At 62.4% G+C, this 15,104-nt stretch carries 16 protein-coding genes; 6 read left to right on the forward strand and 10 right to left on the reverse strand.

All coding sequences use genetic code 11. The features are described 5' to 3' along the window. The first annotated feature begins 46 nt into the window (after positions 1-46). Genes ACW9I6_RS08465 through ACW9I6_RS08475 form a run of 3 tightly spaced genes read left to right on the forward strand, consistent with a single transcriptional unit; the run spans position 47 to position 3,111 of the window. The gene (locus tag ACW9I6_RS08465; RefSeq protein WP_003216323.1) at positions 47-1,228 is read left to right on the forward strand and encodes an amino acid ABC transporter permease; all 1,182 of its coding nucleotides are present in this window, start codon (positions 47-49) and stop codon (positions 1,226-1,228) included. 10 nt (positions 1,229-1,238) lie between these two features. Beyond that, entirely contained in the window at positions 1,239-2,336 is a 1,098-nt protein-coding gene (locus ACW9I6_RS08470; protein WP_003216325.1) for an amino acid ABC transporter permease, read from the forward strand. Positions 2,337-2,346: 10 nt separating this feature from the next. Next, positions 2,347-3,111, forward strand: a complete 765-nt coding sequence (locus ACW9I6_RS08475; RefSeq protein WP_003171943.1) for an amino acid ABC transporter ATP-binding protein — start codon at positions 2,347-2,349, stop codon at positions 3,109-3,111. 59 nt (positions 3,112-3,170) lie between these two features. Here the strand turns inward: ACW9I6_RS08475 and ACW9I6_RS08480 are convergent, their stop codons facing one another. Together ACW9I6_RS08480 and ACW9I6_RS08485 are read right to left on the reverse strand one after the other, a co-directional pair. Continuing rightward, the gene (locus ACW9I6_RS08480; RefSeq protein ID WP_008435650.1) at positions 3,171-3,659 is read right to left on the reverse strand and encodes a type II toxin-antitoxin system MqsA family antitoxin; all 489 of its coding nucleotides are present in this window, start codon (positions 3,657-3,659) and stop codon (positions 3,171-3,173) included. Continuing rightward, the gene (locus ACW9I6_RS08485) at positions 3,656-3,967 is read right to left on the reverse strand and encodes a type II toxin-antitoxin system MqsR family toxin (protein ID WP_008435648.1); all 312 of its coding nucleotides are present in this window, start codon (positions 3,965-3,967) and stop codon (positions 3,656-3,658) included. Before ACW9I6_RS08485 ends, ACW9I6_RS08480 begins: the two co-directional genes overlap by 4 nt. A gap of 159 nt (positions 3,968-4,126) precedes the next feature. Between ACW9I6_RS08485 and ACW9I6_RS08490 the strand changes: the two genes are divergently transcribed. Together ACW9I6_RS08490 and ACW9I6_RS08495 are read left to right on the forward strand one after the other, a co-directional pair. Further along, positions 4,127-4,786, forward strand: a complete 660-nt coding sequence (locus tag ACW9I6_RS08490; protein ID WP_003216331.1) for a FadR/GntR family transcriptional regulator — start codon at positions 4,127-4,129, stop codon at positions 4,784-4,786. Beyond that, positions 4,776-6,056 (forward strand): CynX/NimT family MFS transporter, encoded by a 1,281-nt coding sequence (locus ACW9I6_RS08495; RefSeq protein WP_457339180.1) that lies wholly within the window; start codon positions 4,776-4,778, stop codon positions 6,054-6,056. Before ACW9I6_RS08490 ends, ACW9I6_RS08495 begins: the two co-directional genes overlap by 11 nt. Here ACW9I6_RS08495 and ACW9I6_RS08500 read toward each other — a convergent pair. From ACW9I6_RS08500 to ACW9I6_RS08535, 8 genes are all read right to left on the reverse strand, one after another. Further along, a complete protein-coding gene (locus ACW9I6_RS08500) occupies positions 6,053-6,703 on the reverse strand; it encodes a DUF1120 domain-containing protein (protein WP_457339181.1) in 651 nt (216 codons plus the stop codon). The genes ACW9I6_RS08495 and ACW9I6_RS08500 overlap by 4 nt on opposite strands. Before the next feature lie 15 nt (positions 6,704-6,718). Continuing rightward, positions 6,719-7,846 carry a DUF1120 domain-containing protein gene (locus ACW9I6_RS08505; RefSeq protein WP_457339182.1) on the reverse strand — a complete coding sequence of 376 codons (1,128 nt, stop codon included), beginning with the start codon at positions 7,844-7,846 and terminating at the stop codon, positions 6,719-6,721. Between the two features lie 11 nt (positions 7,847-7,857). Then, on the reverse strand, positions 7,858-10,227 hold the full coding sequence (locus tag ACW9I6_RS08510) for a fimbria/pilus outer membrane usher protein (RefSeq protein WP_457339186.1): 2,370 nt from the start codon (positions 10,225-10,227) through the stop codon (positions 7,858-7,860). A 141-nt stretch (positions 10,228-10,368) separates the two neighbouring features. After that, on the reverse strand, positions 10,369-11,067 hold the full coding sequence (locus ACW9I6_RS08515) for a fimbria/pilus chaperone family protein (protein WP_457339183.1): 699 nt from the start codon (positions 11,065-11,067) through the stop codon (positions 10,369-10,371). Between the two features lie 28 nt (positions 11,068-11,095). Continuing rightward, a complete protein-coding gene (locus ACW9I6_RS08520; RefSeq protein WP_250884758.1) occupies positions 11,096-11,722 on the reverse strand; it encodes a DUF1120 domain-containing protein in 627 nt (208 codons plus the stop codon). Between the two features lie 64 nt (positions 11,723-11,786). Beyond that, positions 11,787-12,416, reverse strand: coding sequence for a DUF1120 domain-containing protein (locus ACW9I6_RS08525; RefSeq protein ID WP_457339184.1), 630 nt, complete (start codon positions 12,414-12,416; stop codon positions 11,787-11,789). A gap of 43 nt (positions 12,417-12,459) precedes the next feature. After that, complete coding sequence (locus ACW9I6_RS08530; protein ID WP_166742204.1) at positions 12,460-13,077, reverse strand: DUF1120 domain-containing protein; 618 nt, start codon at positions 13,075-13,077, stop codon at positions 12,460-12,462. Positions 13,078-13,121: 44 nt separating this feature from the next. Then, on the reverse strand, positions 13,122-13,751 hold the full coding sequence (locus tag ACW9I6_RS08535; protein ID WP_087692818.1) for a DUF1120 domain-containing protein: 630 nt from the start codon (positions 13,749-13,751) through the stop codon (positions 13,122-13,124). A gap of 504 nt (positions 13,752-14,255) precedes the next feature. Between ACW9I6_RS08535 and ACW9I6_RS08540 the strand changes: the two genes are divergently transcribed. Beyond that, the gene (locus tag ACW9I6_RS08540; RefSeq protein WP_008435633.1) at positions 14,256-14,990 is read left to right on the forward strand and encodes a response regulator; all 735 of its coding nucleotides are present in this window, start codon (positions 14,256-14,258) and stop codon (positions 14,988-14,990) included. Positions 14,991-15,104 lie beyond the last annotated feature (114 nt).

Below are 15,104 nucleotides of genomic sequence, written 5' to 3' on the forward strand. Positions count from 1 at the left end.
GCCAACCGCCGGGTGATGTTCTGTTCCATTATTTCTGGGGCACTTAATGCAAAATCAAATCGGCGCACCAAAACAGAAGCTCAGCTTCAGTGATCCAAAAGTGCGTGCGTGGCTATTCCAGATCATCACGATTGTGGCGGTGGTCTCGTTGGGCTGGTACCTGTTCAACAACACGCAAACCAACCTTCAACACCGGGGCATTACCTCGGGTTTCGACTTTCTTGAGCGCAGTGCCGGCTTCGGCATCGCTCAGCACCTGATCGACTACACCGAATCGGACAGCTATGCCCGGGTCTTTGTGATCGGTCTGCTCAACACCCTGCTGGTGACGGTGATCGGTGTGGTCCTGGCGACCATCCTCGGGTTCATCATCGGTGTGGCGCGCTTGTCGCCCAACTGGATGATCAACAAGCTGGCCACGGTGTATGTGGAAGTGTTCCGCAACATTCCGCCGCTGCTGCAAATCCTGTTCTGGTACTTCGCGGTATTCCTGACGATGCCGGGGCCGCGCAACAGCCACAACTTCGGCGACACGTTCTTTGTCAGCAGCCGTGGCCTGAACATGCCCGCCGCGTTGATGGCGGAGGGTTTCTGGCCGTTTGTGATCAGCGTCGTGGTGGCAATCATCGCCATTGTGCTGATGGCCCGTTGGGCAAATAAACGCTTTGAAGCCACCGGTGTTCCGTTCCACAAGTTCTGGGCCGGCCTGGCGCTGTTGGTGGTGATCCCTGCGCTGTGCGCTTTGGTGTTCGGCGCGCCGCTGCACTGGGAAATGCCCAAGCTGCAAGGCTTCAACTTCGTCGGCGGCTGGGTACTGATTCCCGAGTTGCTGGCGCTGACCCTGGCCCTGACCGTGTATACCGCGGCGTTTATCGCCGAGATCGTGCGTTCAGGCATCAAGTCCGTCAGCCACGGCCAGACCGAAGCGGCGCGTTCCCTCGGGCTGCGCAACGGTCCGACCCTGCGCAAGGTGATCATCCCGCAAGCCCTGCGCGTGATCATTCCGCCGCTGACCAGCCAATACCTGAACCTGGCGAAAAACTCGTCACTGGCGGCCGGTATCGGTTACCCGGAAATGGTTTCGCTGTTTGCCGGCACGGTGCTCAACCAGACCGGCCAGGCCATCGAGGTTATTGCCATCACCATGAGCGTGTACCTGGCGATCAGCATCAGCATTTCCCTGCTGATGAACTGGTACAACAAGCGCATTGCGCTGATCGAGCGGTGAGGAAACCTGCATGAGTACGCATACTTTCAAACCTGATATGCCGCCACCGAACAAAGTGTTCGGGCCGATGGCATGGATGCGCGCCAACCTGTTTTCCAGCTGGCTCAACACCCTGCTGACATTGCTGGCGTTCTACCTGATCTACCTGGTCGTGCCGCCGATCCTGCACTGGGCGATCCTCGATGCAAACTGGGTCGGTACCACCCGCGCCGACTGCACCAAGGAGGGCGCCTGCTGGGTGTTTATCCAACAGCGCTTCGGGCAGTTCATGTACGGCTACTACCCCGGCGACCTGCGCTGGCGTGTCGACCTGACCGTGTGGCTGGCCATCGTGGGTGTGGCGCCGTTGTTCATCTCGCGCTTCACGCGCAAGGCGGTCTACGGCCTGAGCTTTTTGGTGGTGTACCCGATCGTTGCCTACTTCCTGCTGCACGGCGGGATCTTCGGCATGACCAACGTGGCCACCAGCCAGTGGGGCGGCTTGATGCTGACCCTGGTGATCGCCACCGTCGGCATTGCCGGGGCCTTGCCGCTGGGCATCGTGCTGGCGTTGGGTCGGCGTTCGAACATGCCGGCGATTCGTGTGGTCTGCGTGACCTTCATCGAGTTCTGGCGCGGCGTGCCGTTGATCACGGTGCTGTTCATGTCGTCGGTAATGTTGCCGCTGTTCCTGCCAGAAGGCATGGGCATCGACAAATTGCTGCGGGCCTTGATCGGCGTGATCCTGTTCCAGTCGGCCTATGTGGCCGAAGTGGTACGCGGTGGCTTGCAGGCGATTCCCAAGGGCCAATACGAGGCTGCGGCCGCGATGGGCCTGGGTTACTGGCGCAGCATGGGCCTGGTGATTTTGCCCCAGGCACTGAAGATGGTGATCCCGGGCATCGTCAACACGTTTATCGCGTTGTTCAAGGACACTAGCCTGGTGATCATTATCGGCCTGTTCGACCTGCTCAACAGCGTCAAGCAAGCCGCCGCCGACCCGAAATGGTTGGGCATGGCCACTGAAGGCTACGTGTTCGCCGCCCTGGTGTTCTGGATTTTCTGTTTTGGTATGTCCCGCTATTCCATTCATTTGGAACACAAGCTGGACACAGGCCACAAGCGTTAGGAGTTTTGTGATGAGTGAAGCGATCAAACAGCCTGTGAGCCCTGAAGGCATTATTCAGATGCAGGGCGTCAACAAGTGGTACGGCCAGTTCCACGTGTTGAAAGACATCAACCTGAACGTCAAGCAGGGCGAACGTATCGTGCTGTGCGGCCCGTCGGGTTCCGGCAAGTCCACCACCATCCGCTGCCTCAACCGCCTGGAAGAGCACCAGCAGGGCCGCATCGTGGTCGATGGCGTGGAACTGACCAACGACCTCAAGCAGATCGAAGCGATCCGCCGCGAAGTCGGCATGGTGTTCCAGCACTTCAACCTGTTCCCGCACCTGACCATCCTGCAGAACTGCACGCTGGCCCCGATGTGGGTACGCAAGATGCCCAAGCGCAAGGCTGAAGAAATTGCCATGCACTACCTTGAGCGCGTGCGTATTCCGGAGCAGGCCCACAAGTTTCCGGGGCAGTTGTCCGGCGGCCAGCAACAGCGCGTGGCGATTGCCCGTGCGCTGTGCATGAAGCCGAAAATCATGCTGTTCGATGAGCCGACCTCGGCGCTCGATCCGGAAATGGTGAAAGAGGTACTGGACACCATGATCGGCCTGGCGGAAGACGGCATGACCATGCTCTGCGTGACCCACGAAATGGGCTTTGCGCGCACCGTGGCCAACCGCGTGATCTTCATGGACAAGGGCGAGATCGTTGAGCAGGCGGCGCCGAATGACTTCTTCGACAACCCGCAGAATGATCGGACCAAGTTGTTCTTGAGCCAGATTTTGCATTGATCGATGAGTGATGCTTGAAACAATAAACCCGGCCTGGTGCCGGGTTTATTTTTGCCTGTCTAGGAGGCGTTTAGGGCTTCTTGCGTCTTGTCGTTGATGGTGTAGGTGAAGGCGTTGCGCAGGTCTGCGCCTTCGGCCAGTTCTTTGGCATCGATGAGCAAGTGGGGGTAACGATCCAGCAGTCGCATCAGTACCATCAATGGTTTGGGTGGCGTTATTTCACCGCGTTCGTAACGTGAGAATGCGTTGTGGCCGCCACCGGAGAGCAAGCCCACGGTTTCTTTTTGCGTGAGGTGCAGCTTGCGACGGATTCGCTTCAGTTCGGCGCCCATTATCCCTCGGGCGGCGTGGAGCAGATCATCACCGGCATTGGCATGACGCTCGCAGCTATCGGGGTCATACATGCCGTCCTCGCACACCTGACATTCCCAGCCCGAAAGATCATCAATGCGCCGCTCCATGCCTTTTATACGCATGGTTTCGCTGCGGCCTTCAAAACGCGTCATGGCGTCGGGGGCTCCGCAGATGAAGCAATGTTGGGTGTTCATAGGTTCATCCCTTTGAAGGAGATCACCGGAGGGTTGCTGCCGGAGCAGTAAGTCACCTTGATGTAAATCTCCAGACCGTGTGAATGGATGTGATAGACGTCATGCCAGATCCGATGATCCACATAGGTGGTCATCGACTTGTACAACATCCTGTTTTGCAGTTCGAAAATAACGGCCTGCATTTCCGAGAGATCAAGGTCGAGCGCCTCTGCGGTTTTCTTTGCCGCACGTGTGAAAGCCTTGGCGCCAAGCCGCCTGACATCCGCCTTTATCACCGCCAGATCGTAATGAGGTGTGTACTTTTCCATAAGACACCTGAGTCCAATAATTACCCTCTGAGGGTAATTTTACCAATCGAAAATACTGCTCCTTTGCCTGCCCAAGAACCCTAGTGCGTTGCCTTTGTAGGCAACTCCGAATAGGCTGTGGGAAAATTCATCCTATGATTGGATGAAAGGACGAAACCCATGACAGACATCGCCCCCCTGATCAAACGCTCCCTCGTCGATCAAGCCCTCGAACAGTTGCGCCAGCGCATCACCCAAGGCGTATGGGCCATCGGCGAACGCCTGCCCACCGAGCCCGAGTTGTCTGCCGAGTTGGGGATCAGCCGCAACACCGTGCGTGAAGCCATGCGCGTATTGGCATTCTCCGGGTTGATCGAGATCCGCCAGGGCGACGGCAGCTATTTGCGCTCCATGACCGACCCGCTGGGCGCGATGAAAGCCTTGTCCCACTGCACCCTGGCTCAGGCGCAGGAGACGCGGCAGATTCTTGAAGTCGAGGCAGTCGGCTTGGCCGCGTTGCGCCGCACCGATGAAGACCTGGTCGCTTTGCGCGCGGCCCTCAACGCCAGCGGCGACCATTACCACGGTGATCTTGAGCACTACATCAGCTGCGACCTGGTGTTCCACAAACGCCTGGTGGACGCGGCCCACAACCCGGCCTTGAGCGAGCTGTATCAGTACTTCTCGAGCATCGTCGGCGCGCAACTGCGCCAGACCCTGAACATCCAGCCGCGTCGGCAAGCGGTATTCGACCTGCACGGCGCCTTGCTCGATGCCGTGGAGCAACAGGACCCGGAACGCGCCAAGGCCCTGTCCCGGCAGTTGATCAATGAACCTTGAACCCGAGACCACTATGCCCCGTTCAGAAAGTGCCCTTGATGAACTGCTGATCGACGCCGAAGCCGATGACGATGAGGTCCAGCACAGCCCGCCGGTGGTAAGCCGTCCGTGGTTGTTGCTGTTGGGCCTGATCCTGGTGGCGCTGAACCTGCGCCCGGCGTTGTCGAGCATGGCGCCGCTGCTCGCTGAGGTCTCCCACAGCCTGGGTCTCTCGGCGGCCAAGGCCGGGTTGCTGACGACGCTGCCCGTCTTGTGCCTGGGCCTGTTCGCGCCACTGGCTCCGATCCTGGCCCGACGTTTTGGCGCCGAGCGGGTGGTGCTGGGCATTCTGCTGACCCTGGCCGGCGGCATCATCCTGCGCAGTTCATTCGGTGAGGCCGGGCTGTTCGCCGGCAGCCTGCTGGCGGGTGCGAGTATCGGCATCATCGGGGTGCTGTTGCCCGGTATCGTCAAGCGCGATTTCGCCAAACAGGCCGGCACCATGACCGGCGTGTACACCATGGCCCTGTGCCTGGGTGCAGCGCTGGCGGCGGGATCCACGGTGCCGCTGAGTCATTACTTCGGCGACAGCTGGAACATCGGCCTGGGGTTCTGGATTCTCCCGGCGTTGGTCGCGGCGTTGTTCTGGTTGCCGCAAGTTGGCCAGAAACACGGCGCGCACCAGGTGGCCTATCGCGTGAAGGGCTTGTTGCGTGATCCGCTGGCCTGGCAGGTGACCCTGTACATGGGCCTGCAATCCTCCCTGGCGTACATTGTGTTTGGCTGGCTGCCGTCGATCCTGATCGGCCGTGGCCTGAGCGCCACCCAGGCGGGCCTGGTGCTTTCCGGTTCGGTGATTGTGCAACTGGCCAGTTCCCTGGCTGCGCCCTGGCTGGCCACCCGCGGCAAGGACCAGCGCCTGGCCATCGTGGTGGTGATGGTGCTGACCCTGGGCGGCCTGTTCGGTTGCCTGTATGCACCGTTGGACGGCTTGTGGGGCTGGGCGATTCTGCTGGGCCTGGGCCAGGGTGGCACTTTCAGCCTGGCGCTGACCTTGATCGTGCTGCGTTCACGGGACTCCCATGTAGCCGCCAACCTGTCGAGCATGGCCCAGGGCATCGGCTACACCCTGGCGTCCATGGGGCCGTTCGCGGTCGGGCTGGTGCATGACTGGACCGGTGGCTGGAACGCCACCGGCTGGATTTTCGCGGTGATCGGCCTGGGCGCGATCATCGCGGGGTTGGGCGCCGGGCGTGCGCGGTATGTCGCTGTGACCAGCGAAAAGGTCTAGAGGTACAGCACTTCCATGGTGCTGGAACCATCAATATGCACGTCGCTGCTGAGGTCGAGATTGTTCTTGGCAGCGATCACCGTATCGACCCTGACCAGGCTGCTCAGCGTCTGGAAGGCCGTCGGCCCGCTGGTGCTGCCGACGGTGTCGGTAAAGCCGAGAAAGCTGCGCGAACCGATGTCGATCGGGTTGCTGTTGGCGGTGCGCCAGGCGATCCCGCCGCTGGTGGACTCGGTGCCGTAAACCTCAGGCAGGCTGTCGATCACCGTCTGTTTGGGGTCGAAGGTCAGGGAGTACAGCCCGATCTTGTTGCCGCTTGGGTCCAGTCCCAGCCCGTAGTAGATTTCGCTGTTGACGTTGGCGGTGCCGTCGCGGTTGTCGCTCATGCGCAGGGCGTAGCGAGTCGCTGCCTCGCAGTTGATGGTCACGCTCAGGTAGCGCACCGGCAGGCGTTTGCCGCGATCAATGTTCAACTCCTGTTGGGAAATCTTGCCGTAGTCGATCAGCCCGTTGCTCGACAGCGCCGGTGTACAGGCACTGGGAGTGAGCAAGCCGGTGATGCCGAGTTCGACACTGGAGGCTGCCGTGGCACCGCTGCTGAGGGTCAGCAGGGCAAGTGTTGCGAGAGAAAGCTGGCGTAGGTGCATGACCATACTCCTTGATCAGAGGTAGATGATTTCAATCGTGCCCGAACCGTCGAGCAGTACTTCCGTACGCAGGTCCAGGCTGTTCATGGGGGACAGGACGGCGCGCACGCTGATCTGCCCACTCAGGTTCTGGATCGCGGTCGGGCCGGCATTGCTGCCGGGTAGAGCGGTAAAGCCGAGCAAACTGCTGCTGCCGATGGGAATGGGGTAGGCGCTGGAACTGCTCCAGGCCACGCCGCCAGTGGTGGAGTCGGTGCGGTACACCTGGGGCAGGGCGTCGGCGCGCAGGTCGAAAGGGTCGAAGTAGAGAAAGTAGCGGCCGATCTTATTGCGGCTGTCATCGACGCCCAGGCCGTAGGCGGTTTCATCGGTGCCGCCGGTGGCCGAGCCTTTGCGGTTGTCATGCATGCGCAAGGCGAAATGAGTCGGGCCGTCGCAGCCGATACTCAGCAGCAGGCTGCGGGAGACCAGCCCGGTTTCCTTGTCGGTGTTAAGGCTCCTGGACCACATACGGCCAAAGTCGATGATGCCGCCGTTGGACAGCGTGGTCTCGCAGGCCGCCGGAGCGAAGCCGGCTTGCAGCGACAACTCCCGTGCGCGTTCGCTGGCGACGGCGTCGATCAAGCCGCTGGCTTCCCAGGTCACCGCGTCGCGCACTTGCAGGGCGTCGGCCTGCGCCCAGGCATTGACCAGCAATTGCGCCGAGAAGCTGCTGCCGGTGGTCGGCGCACCGTCGCGCAACGGTACGATGGCCTGGTCGGGCCGCCAGTCGAGTGTCCTGCCCCTGGCACTGGGCGCCTGGCCTTGCCCGCTGGTCAACCCCAGTTCAACAGCCTGGCCGTCGAGTACCGCATCGCTGATGTGCACGCGGTAACTGCCACGCTCGGTAAAGCGGTAGCGCTCGGCGGTCGCGGCCAGGGCCCGGTAGAACACGTGCATATCGGTGGGCGTCGGGCAGTTCAGGTTGAGGCTCAGGCGGCGTTCTCCCAGCAGGATTTCTGCGCCGGGGTTGCGCTGCACGGCGCGGTTCATCACGCCGAAATCCAGGCGCGACTGGCTTAGGGTCAGTTGGCATTCGTCGGCGTGCGCCCGGCTCTGGACGATGGCGCCCAGGGCCAATCCCAGCAGTAACAATCGCTTCATCACAGTCTTCCTCATGGCGTCACACAGCGGGCCGGGGCGGTTTCGAAATACACCTGCGGGTCGGCTTTTTCCGCGAGTTCAACCTGCAGTTCACAGCGGCTCATGCCCGGTGCCTTGACCCACAGGGGACGTGGGTCCAGCACGTTCGGCAGGAACACCTGGCTGCCTTCCTGCACCAGGGTCACGAACTCGCCATCGGCGGTACTCACCGTGGCGCCACGGGGCAGTGGCGTACCGTGGTCGGTTGCCACCGTGAGCAAGGCGCGACGGGTCAGCGCCACGCCGAACTCCACGCGATCCACCGCGCCGCGCCCGGCGCTGATGACGGCCAGGCCGTTGCTGATATCGGCGTTGCGCGGCAGCGACTGGGTTTGCACTTCCACGGGGCTGCGCCCGTAGGCGGACACCTGCGGTACCACGGCCTGGCCCTGGAAGTCGGTCCACACCGGGCCGCTGGGCGTGGTGAGCTTGACCCCGGCCATATCGCCGACAGACACCAGCGCAAAGGTGTCGCGCACCGGATAAGGCGAGAAGGTCACGCCACCGCTGTGGGCCACCACTGCACCGCGCACACCGCCCTGGTAGCTGGAGCGCTCGGCGTCAGAGCGGCTGTAGTTCATGTCCAGTTGTGCATAGCGCGGCAGATAGGACACGCCGAGGGTGGATTCCACTTGTTGGTCGCGGCTGTCGTGCTCGGCACTGACCCGGTAACTGAGTTGATCGTTGACCTGCTCGTTCACCCCCAGGCCGATGCGATGCTCGCCACCGGAGTTGCGCACCCAGGAGCGCCCACGCCGGTTCTCACCCAGTGGCACGCTCAGGTTCAGGTACACCGCGTTCTCGTTATTCTGCCGGCCGCTGACCTGCCACTCGGCACTGGCCGACAGCGACACGCCGCGCACGCTGGTGCCCCATGAGGCCAGGGCACGGCTGCTGTTTTCGCCGTTGAACGTGGTGGTGCGCGACAGGCCGGCATTGAAGGCGCCCAGCCATGGATGGGCCCAGCCCAGGGCCAGGCTCTGCTGGTCGCGATAGCGGGTGAGGCGACCCTCGTCGTCCCGTGAGTCGTAGTAGGCGGCGTCTTCCAGCTCCCGGTAGCCCATGGTGCGGTGGGAGGTGCCGGCGGTGATCGACCATTGCCGGCCCAGGCGCTGGGACAGGCTCAGGTCGGTCTGTACGCCGCGTTCACCCAGGCGTTGAGCATCGGCAATCTGGGTCGACAGTTGTACCTGGCCGTCTGGCCACGGCAACAGGCCGAGGCTGGCACCCGTGGCACGGTAGTCTTCGGCGGCAAGTGCGCCGGCCCCCAGGCTCAGGCGCGGGTTCAACGCACCGCTCCAGCCGCCGCTGATTACCCATGGATCGTCGCCCCGTGTATCGCCGATATTGCGCACCCGGCCTGCTCCCAACGAGTAACCCGGCGCTGGCAAGCCGATGCCGAGCATCGCCGCCGGCACGGTGAAGCGCCGCTCTTCGCCGGTGCTTTCCTTGACCGTCACTTCAACGTCCGAGCGTGTGTTCAGGCGCCTCACGTCGGTCAGCGAGAACGGCCCGGCCGGCACCACCGTGGAGTGAATCAGCGCGCCGTTCTGGCGTACCTCGACCTGGGCCGGGCTGTTGGCGATGCCGCTGATGGTCGAGCCCTGTTCCTGGTCCTGCAGGGCCTGTTCGGTAAACAGCTGCATGCCGGTGATCTGCGCGGACGACAGCACCGGGTTGTAGAGGTTGATCTGCCCGGCCTGCAACACCGCCTGCTGCTCGGCGAAGGTGCGCTGGGCATAGGCTTCCAGGTGGGTACTGCGGGACCGGGAGTCTTGCCAGGTCTGTACCTGGCGGCTGCGCACGATCCAGTCGCCGGCGTTGAAGCCCAGCTCGGTATTGGCCGAGCCGAAGCGGCTGGCGTCGTCGCCATAACGGTTGTACAAACCGGTGAGGTCGTAGTTGAGCAAGCCGGCGAACCCTCCGGTTTCATAACCGGACAGCTCACGTTGGCGCGGGCGCAGGGCATCGGTGGGCACCATCAGGCTCACGCTCAGGCTGGCGGGGTCTTGCTCCACCACGGTTTGCGGGTATTCGCCGAGGAAGTCATGGCAGGTGCTGTCGCCCAGCGGCGCGGGTATCACCAGGTCGGCGGCGTCCAGCAGCGGGCGGTCAAAGCACAGCGCCCCCTGGCTGTCGAACTGAACATCAAGGCGGCCACGGCGCTGGCCGTTCACCGTCAGGCTCACGGCGTGGCGGCCGCTGGTGTAGCGCGGTGCGTCCAGCAACAGGTAGGCCAGTTCCGGGTCGATACCGCGCTGGTGCAGGGTTTGCGCGTCGAAGGCGTCGCCCCAGGCATCGGCCGACAGCAACGCCATGGTCAGTGGCAGCGCGGCCCGCATCCGGGCGGGGCGTAAAGGACAGTCGGGCACGGCTTCGCCAGCCGGGTCAGTGGTTACTGTGTTCACGTAAAGGCACTCAGGTTATGGAAGCCGGCAACGGTTGGCGGGCTTCCCGGTGACAGTCACAGGGCTGTCACTTCGTTATTCAGCGTTTGCGGCGGTTATCGGTGCTTCATAGGCGGCGACGGCAAAGCCGTACACGGTGGCCGGTTGCAGGCGTACGGCCGTGGCGGTGTGGGGCGTGCTGAGCCGCAGGGTTTCGCCGGGCAACACATAAGTGCGCGGCAGCACCAGGCTCTGCTTGCCGGGCAGCAATTGCAGCTCCTGGGCCAGGCGCACCACGTAAGGCGTGGGGTTGGCGACGTTCAGGTGACCGGCGTTCAACGACCAGGTCAGCCCGGTCCAGGGTGTGCGGTTCGGCGCCAGGCCCTTGGGATGAATGATCACCGGCAGGTTCTGGCGCACGGTCACGCCCACCCGCGCATGGCCAGCCTGGGCGGCGTCACGGTCCTTGGGCATGCCTTCGAAGATCACCCGCTTCAGGCGTTGGGTTTTCAGGGGCGTGGGGTTGCGCAGGATAAAGCGCACCAGCTGGCTTTTATCGGCCTCGACCCGGGACAGGGGCGGGGTGACGAACAGCAGCGATTCGGTGTCTTCCGGAATGTCTTCCAGGGTGACGTGCAGCAGGGCCAGTTCGCCGTCGGTGTTGGTCACCGACACCGAAGCTTCGCCGTCGGCCTCGTTGACGATCACCACCGAGGTGTCGGGCACCATGCCGTCGGCAAACGCCTGGGTGCTCAGCAGCCAGCCCAGGGCCAGCAAGGTTGGATAGGTCTTCATGACGCAGTTCCTAAAATGATCACAGGGCTTAGAGGTAACGCAAATCCAGGACCAGTGAGCCATCGAGGGGAACGTCTTGCCTGAGGGTCAGACGGTTCGCCGGGTGGATGGTGGTCTGTGCGCGGATCCGGGTGGTCAGGGTGACGATGGGTTCCGGAAACGGTCGGCCGGGACGGGCAAAGCCCATGAGTGTCTTGGGGTGGATGGCCGGTTGGGGAGCCCAGAGGCCGCCTTCGGGGTTTGACACAAGTGACTGCATGGCCTGTCCGTCTCCTTGCGCCGCTTCGAACGCCAGGTCGACGTAACCCAACTGCTCCGCGGGCGCGATGGGGTTTCTCCCCAGGCCGTAGGTAGTGTCCGGTGCGGCGGACGAATCTTCGCGGCTGTCCAGGCCAATCAGGCCAAACAACAAGGGGCCGCTGCAGTGGATCTCTACCTCCAGCCATTGGGTGGGCAACGGGGTGGGAGCCACCTGGTTGAGGAGATGGGCAGGGATGGTGCCGTGGTCGATGATGCCGCTGCCGGAGAGCGCGATGGTGCAGGAGCTGGGGGTAACCAGGCCCGACAGGGTCATCTCGGTGGCGGTGCTGGCAAACACGCTAGAGCCGGTGTTGAGCAATAACAGCGCCGTGCACAGGCGTAGGGTTCTGTTCATCATTCGGTCTTCAATGTGTTCGGTGCAAGTAAGGCGCCTCGCCGCGAACGACGAGGCCGCGGGTTTACAGGTACTTCACTTCCAGCGTGGCCGAGCCGTCGATCGGGTGTTCATCGCTCAGGTCCAGGCTGTCGGCCCGGGCGATCTGCGCATACACCACCAGGTCGCTGACGACTTGCTGGATCGGTACCGGCAGCCAGGTGCCCGAGGTTCTATCGCCGAAAGCCGCCAATGCGCTGGGTGGCAGGATCGCGTCCGCCGACTCTGCCCAGGTCGTGCCGTTATCCCCGGATTCCAGCACCGTGACGGCGACAGAGTCTGCGACTGCGTTATTCAGCATCAGGTCGTAGGCCCCCAGCTTCTGGGTACCGTTGATCAACCCCAGGCCGTAGGTGCCGCCGGTGGAGTTGGACCCGGCGCGGTTGTCGGTGCCCTTGACGGCAAACAGGGTGCCGCCGTCGCAGGTGATGGTCAGTTGCAAGGTGGTGCGTGGCAGTTGTTTGGGGGTCGTGAGGTTCAGGTCTTTGGCGGAGATCTTGCCGTAGTCCACCATCCCTCCGCCGGACAGGCCAGGTGTGCAGGCGTTGGGGGTAATCACCCCTTTGACAGTCAGGTCGACGGTGGACGCCGCCAGGGCAGAGGCGCTGGTGCTGAGCAGCAGCGCGGTGGCCAGGGCATTGAGCGTAAGTTTCATGGGGCACACGTTTCCTTTCGAGTGGGGCCGGTTGAATAAAGGGTTACAGGTACTTCAGTTGCACGGTGGCATGGCCGTCCAGCGGCACTTCGTCGAGCACGGTCAGGCGGTCGGTGCCGTCGACCATCGTGTACACGCGCAGGTCGGCACTGAATTGCCGTATCGCAATCGGGGTGTTCGCACCGCCGTTGGTGGCGACCGAGGTCTGGGTGTAGTGGCCCAGGTAAATCGACGGGAGCCAGGTCACCCCGCCATCGGTCGAGTTGATCGTCTTGACCGTGACGCCGTCCGCGACCGGGTTGAGCAGGCCGAATGCGGTGGCGCCAAGTTTTTCGCCACTGTCCGTCAGCCCCAGGCCATGCCAGTAGTCGTTAATTGCCGAAGTGCCGGCGCGGTTATCGATCGTGCTCAGCGCGATGAACGTTGGCGCTTCACACAGGACTTCCATTTGCATGGTCTGCGGCTGCAGTGAGGTCGGGCTGTCGGTGTTGAGTTCCTTGGCCGGCATTTTTCCGTAATCCACCACGCCTCCGCCGGAGAGCATGGGTTCACAGGCATTCGGCGTGATGGTGCCCGTGACGGCGAAGTCGGTACTGCTGGCGGCCAGGACGGTGGGGGCCAGCAGCAACGTGGCGAGAAAGACAGCGGGTGAGGAATTCATCATCGAGCAGCACCTTTTGGTTGCAGGTCAGGGGCGAAGGTGGGTTACAGGTAGAGCACTTCAATGGTGGCCGAGCCGTCGATATTGACTTCGTTGCTCAGGTCCAGGCCGTCGGTGCGGTTGATGTAGCCGCTGTAGGCCACGGGGGTGACCAGTTGCTGGGTGGCACGCGGGGTGCTGGCGTCTGCCAGGGTGGCGACCGAGAGATAGGTGCCGGTTTCAAAGCTGTTCCAACGCTCCCAGGTGACGCCATTGTCGAAAGACCCGATGGCTTGCACGGTTTCGCCGTCGGCCTGGGGCGGGCTACCGTTGGCGCCAAGGGTCAAGCTATAGGAACCCAGCTTTTGCGTGCCGTTGATAAAGCCCAGCCCGAAGCCGCTGCCGCTGCCGGAGCCAATACGGTTGTCGGTCGCCTTGAGGGCGAAGATCACCGGCGCATCGCAGGTCACGGTCATTTGCAGCGTGACTTTCGGCAACAGGGTGATCTGGGTGGCGTTCAAGTCCTTGGCCGACATCTTGCCGTGGTCGATGACCCCGCCACTGGACAGGCTCGGCGTGCAGGCATTCGGGGTGATGATGCCCTTGACTGTCAGGTCCACGGTGCTGGCGGCGAAGGCGGGGGCGGTGCCAGTGATCAGCAGGGCGCTGGCGACGGCGATCAGGTGCTTGTTCATGGTTGTATTGTCTCGGTGTTGGATCAACTGACGGGTGCAGCTCACCGCAGCGCAGAAAGAGGCGCGGTTGGGCGTCGGGTCAGTTCGGATAGTTGGCCGCCAGGTGAGTTGGCGGGTTGCCCTCTTGGGGTGGGGCGCAATTTAGCGCCGGGGGGGAGGAGGGGAAATACAAGAATTACGACAATCCGCTATCCCTCTAGCTCGCCTGCGTCAAGTCGGAATAGGTGGGCGGAGCTGTAGGAAAAACTGTCTTTTCGTAGTTCTTGTATCGCAAGAGTGGTATTCATGTGGATAGCTTGATTCGGTAATGGGTGCCAGGCGGATGGGTTAAGGATCACCGTCAAGCGCACCCTCACTAGACGATATGCCAGGGCCGTCTGATGGCCCTGGCAGGTCGGCGCCGATATCGAGGTGGCCATGATGCCAAGCGTGTTTGCTGACGACGCCCCCAGGCAGCAAACGGTGCCATGGCGCAGTCCTCCTGTTCACTGGAAGCACCTGAGCGTGCTGATCGTCGAGGACCATCAGGCCTATCGCGCCTTGATGGGCTGGTTCCTGCAAAAATTCGAAGTCGATCACGAACTGGTGTGCAACGGGCAGGCCGCGTTGACCGCCATCGCCCTGCGGCATTTCGACCTGGTGATCAGCGATTGCCGCATGCCGGTGCTGGATGGCTATAGCATGGCTCGTGAGATCAGGCGGCGAGAGGCCGTACACAGCCGCCCGCGTGTGCCGATCATTGCCTTGACCGCCAAACTCTCTGCGGACGATGCGCGCCGCTGCCTTGAGGCCGGCATGGATGCCTGGCTGCTCAAGCCGCTGACCCTGGAACAATTGCGCGGGGTGCTGGAGCAGTGGCTGCCACAGCCGCCGGGCGCCAGTACGAACCCGCCTGCCACAGCCTGCGCCGCGGCGCACTGGCCGACTCGTGCCGAACTGATCAGGACATTTGGTGATGAACAGGTGGTGAACCAGATGTTGCGCACCCTGGTGCGCGAGGCCGAGGCTGATTACGCCGGCCTGGTACAGGCTTGCCGCATCGTCGACCCGCATGCATTGGTCGACTGCCTGCATCGCCTGGCGGGAAGCCTGGCGTTTTTTGGCGAGACGGAGCTGGATCGCTGTGCGGGGGAGTTGATCGAACAGGTGCGCAAGCACGGGATCCGGTGCAACAGGCGGGCATTGCAGCGGTTCGACCAGGACCTGCTGGTGTATCTGCGCTATTTGACAGATTTATGACATTTTCAGCGATTCTGTAGGGGGTATTACCTCTGTCTGTGGGCTTAGTTTGTAGGTGGTTTCCTTTTTTGTTGTAAGTAAAAAATCACCCGCTTAAGAACACGGGACGCCATT

It is taken from the genome of Pseudomonas sp. SDO5522_S412 (genome assembly GCF_054071215.1).

Bases quoted from the DNA above. Each gene is read 5' to 3' on its own strand.
- ACW9I6_RS08465 (WP_003216323.1), top strand. From the start codon at position 47: ATGCAAAATCAAATCGGCGCACCAAAACAGAAGCTCAGCTTCAGTGAT.
- ACW9I6_RS08470 (WP_003216325.1), top strand. From the start codon at position 1,239: ATGAGTACGCATACTTTCAAACCTGATATGCCGCCACCGAACAAAGTG.
- ACW9I6_RS08475 (WP_003171943.1), top strand. From the start codon at position 2,347: ATGAGTGAAGCGATCAAACAGCCTGTGAGCCCTGAAGGCATTATTCAG.
- ACW9I6_RS08480 (WP_008435650.1), bottom strand. From the start codon at position 3,659: ATGAACACCCAACATTGCTTCATCTGCGGAGCCCCCGACGCCATGACG.
- ACW9I6_RS08485 (WP_008435648.1), bottom strand. From the start codon at position 3,967: ATGGAAAAGTACACACCTCATTACGATCTGGCGGTGATAAAGGCGGAT.
- ACW9I6_RS08490 (WP_003216331.1), top strand. From the start codon at position 4,127: ATGACAGACATCGCCCCCCTGATCAAACGCTCCCTCGTCGATCAAGCC.
- ACW9I6_RS08495 (WP_457339180.1), top strand. From the start codon at position 4,776: ATGAACCTTGAACCCGAGACCACTATGCCCCGTTCAGAAAGTGCCCTT.
- ACW9I6_RS08500 (WP_457339181.1), bottom strand. From the start codon at position 6,703: ATGCACCTACGCCAGCTTTCTCTCGCAACACTTGCCCTGCTGACCCTC.
- ACW9I6_RS08505 (WP_457339182.1), bottom strand. From the start codon at position 7,846: ATGAAGCGATTGTTACTGCTGGGATTGGCCCTGGGCGCCATCGTCCAG.
- ACW9I6_RS08510 (WP_457339186.1), bottom strand. From the start codon at position 10,227: ATGCGGGCCGCGCTGCCACTGACCATGGCGTTGCTGTCGGCCGATGCC.
- ACW9I6_RS08515 (WP_457339183.1), bottom strand. From the start codon at position 11,067: ATGAAGACCTATCCAACCTTGCTGGCCCTGGGCTGGCTGCTGAGCACC.
- ACW9I6_RS08520 (WP_250884758.1), bottom strand. From the start codon at position 11,722: ATGAACAGAACCCTACGCCTGTGCACGGCGCTGTTATTGCTCAACACC.
- ACW9I6_RS08525 (WP_457339184.1), bottom strand. From the start codon at position 12,416: ATGAAACTTACGCTCAATGCCCTGGCCACCGCGCTGCTGCTCAGCACC.
- ACW9I6_RS08530 (WP_166742204.1), bottom strand. From the start codon at position 13,077: ATGAATTCCTCACCCGCTGTCTTTCTCGCCACGTTGCTGCTGGCCCCC.
- ACW9I6_RS08535 (WP_087692818.1), bottom strand. From the start codon at position 13,751: ATGAACAAGCACCTGATCGCCGTCGCCAGCGCCCTGCTGATCACTGGC.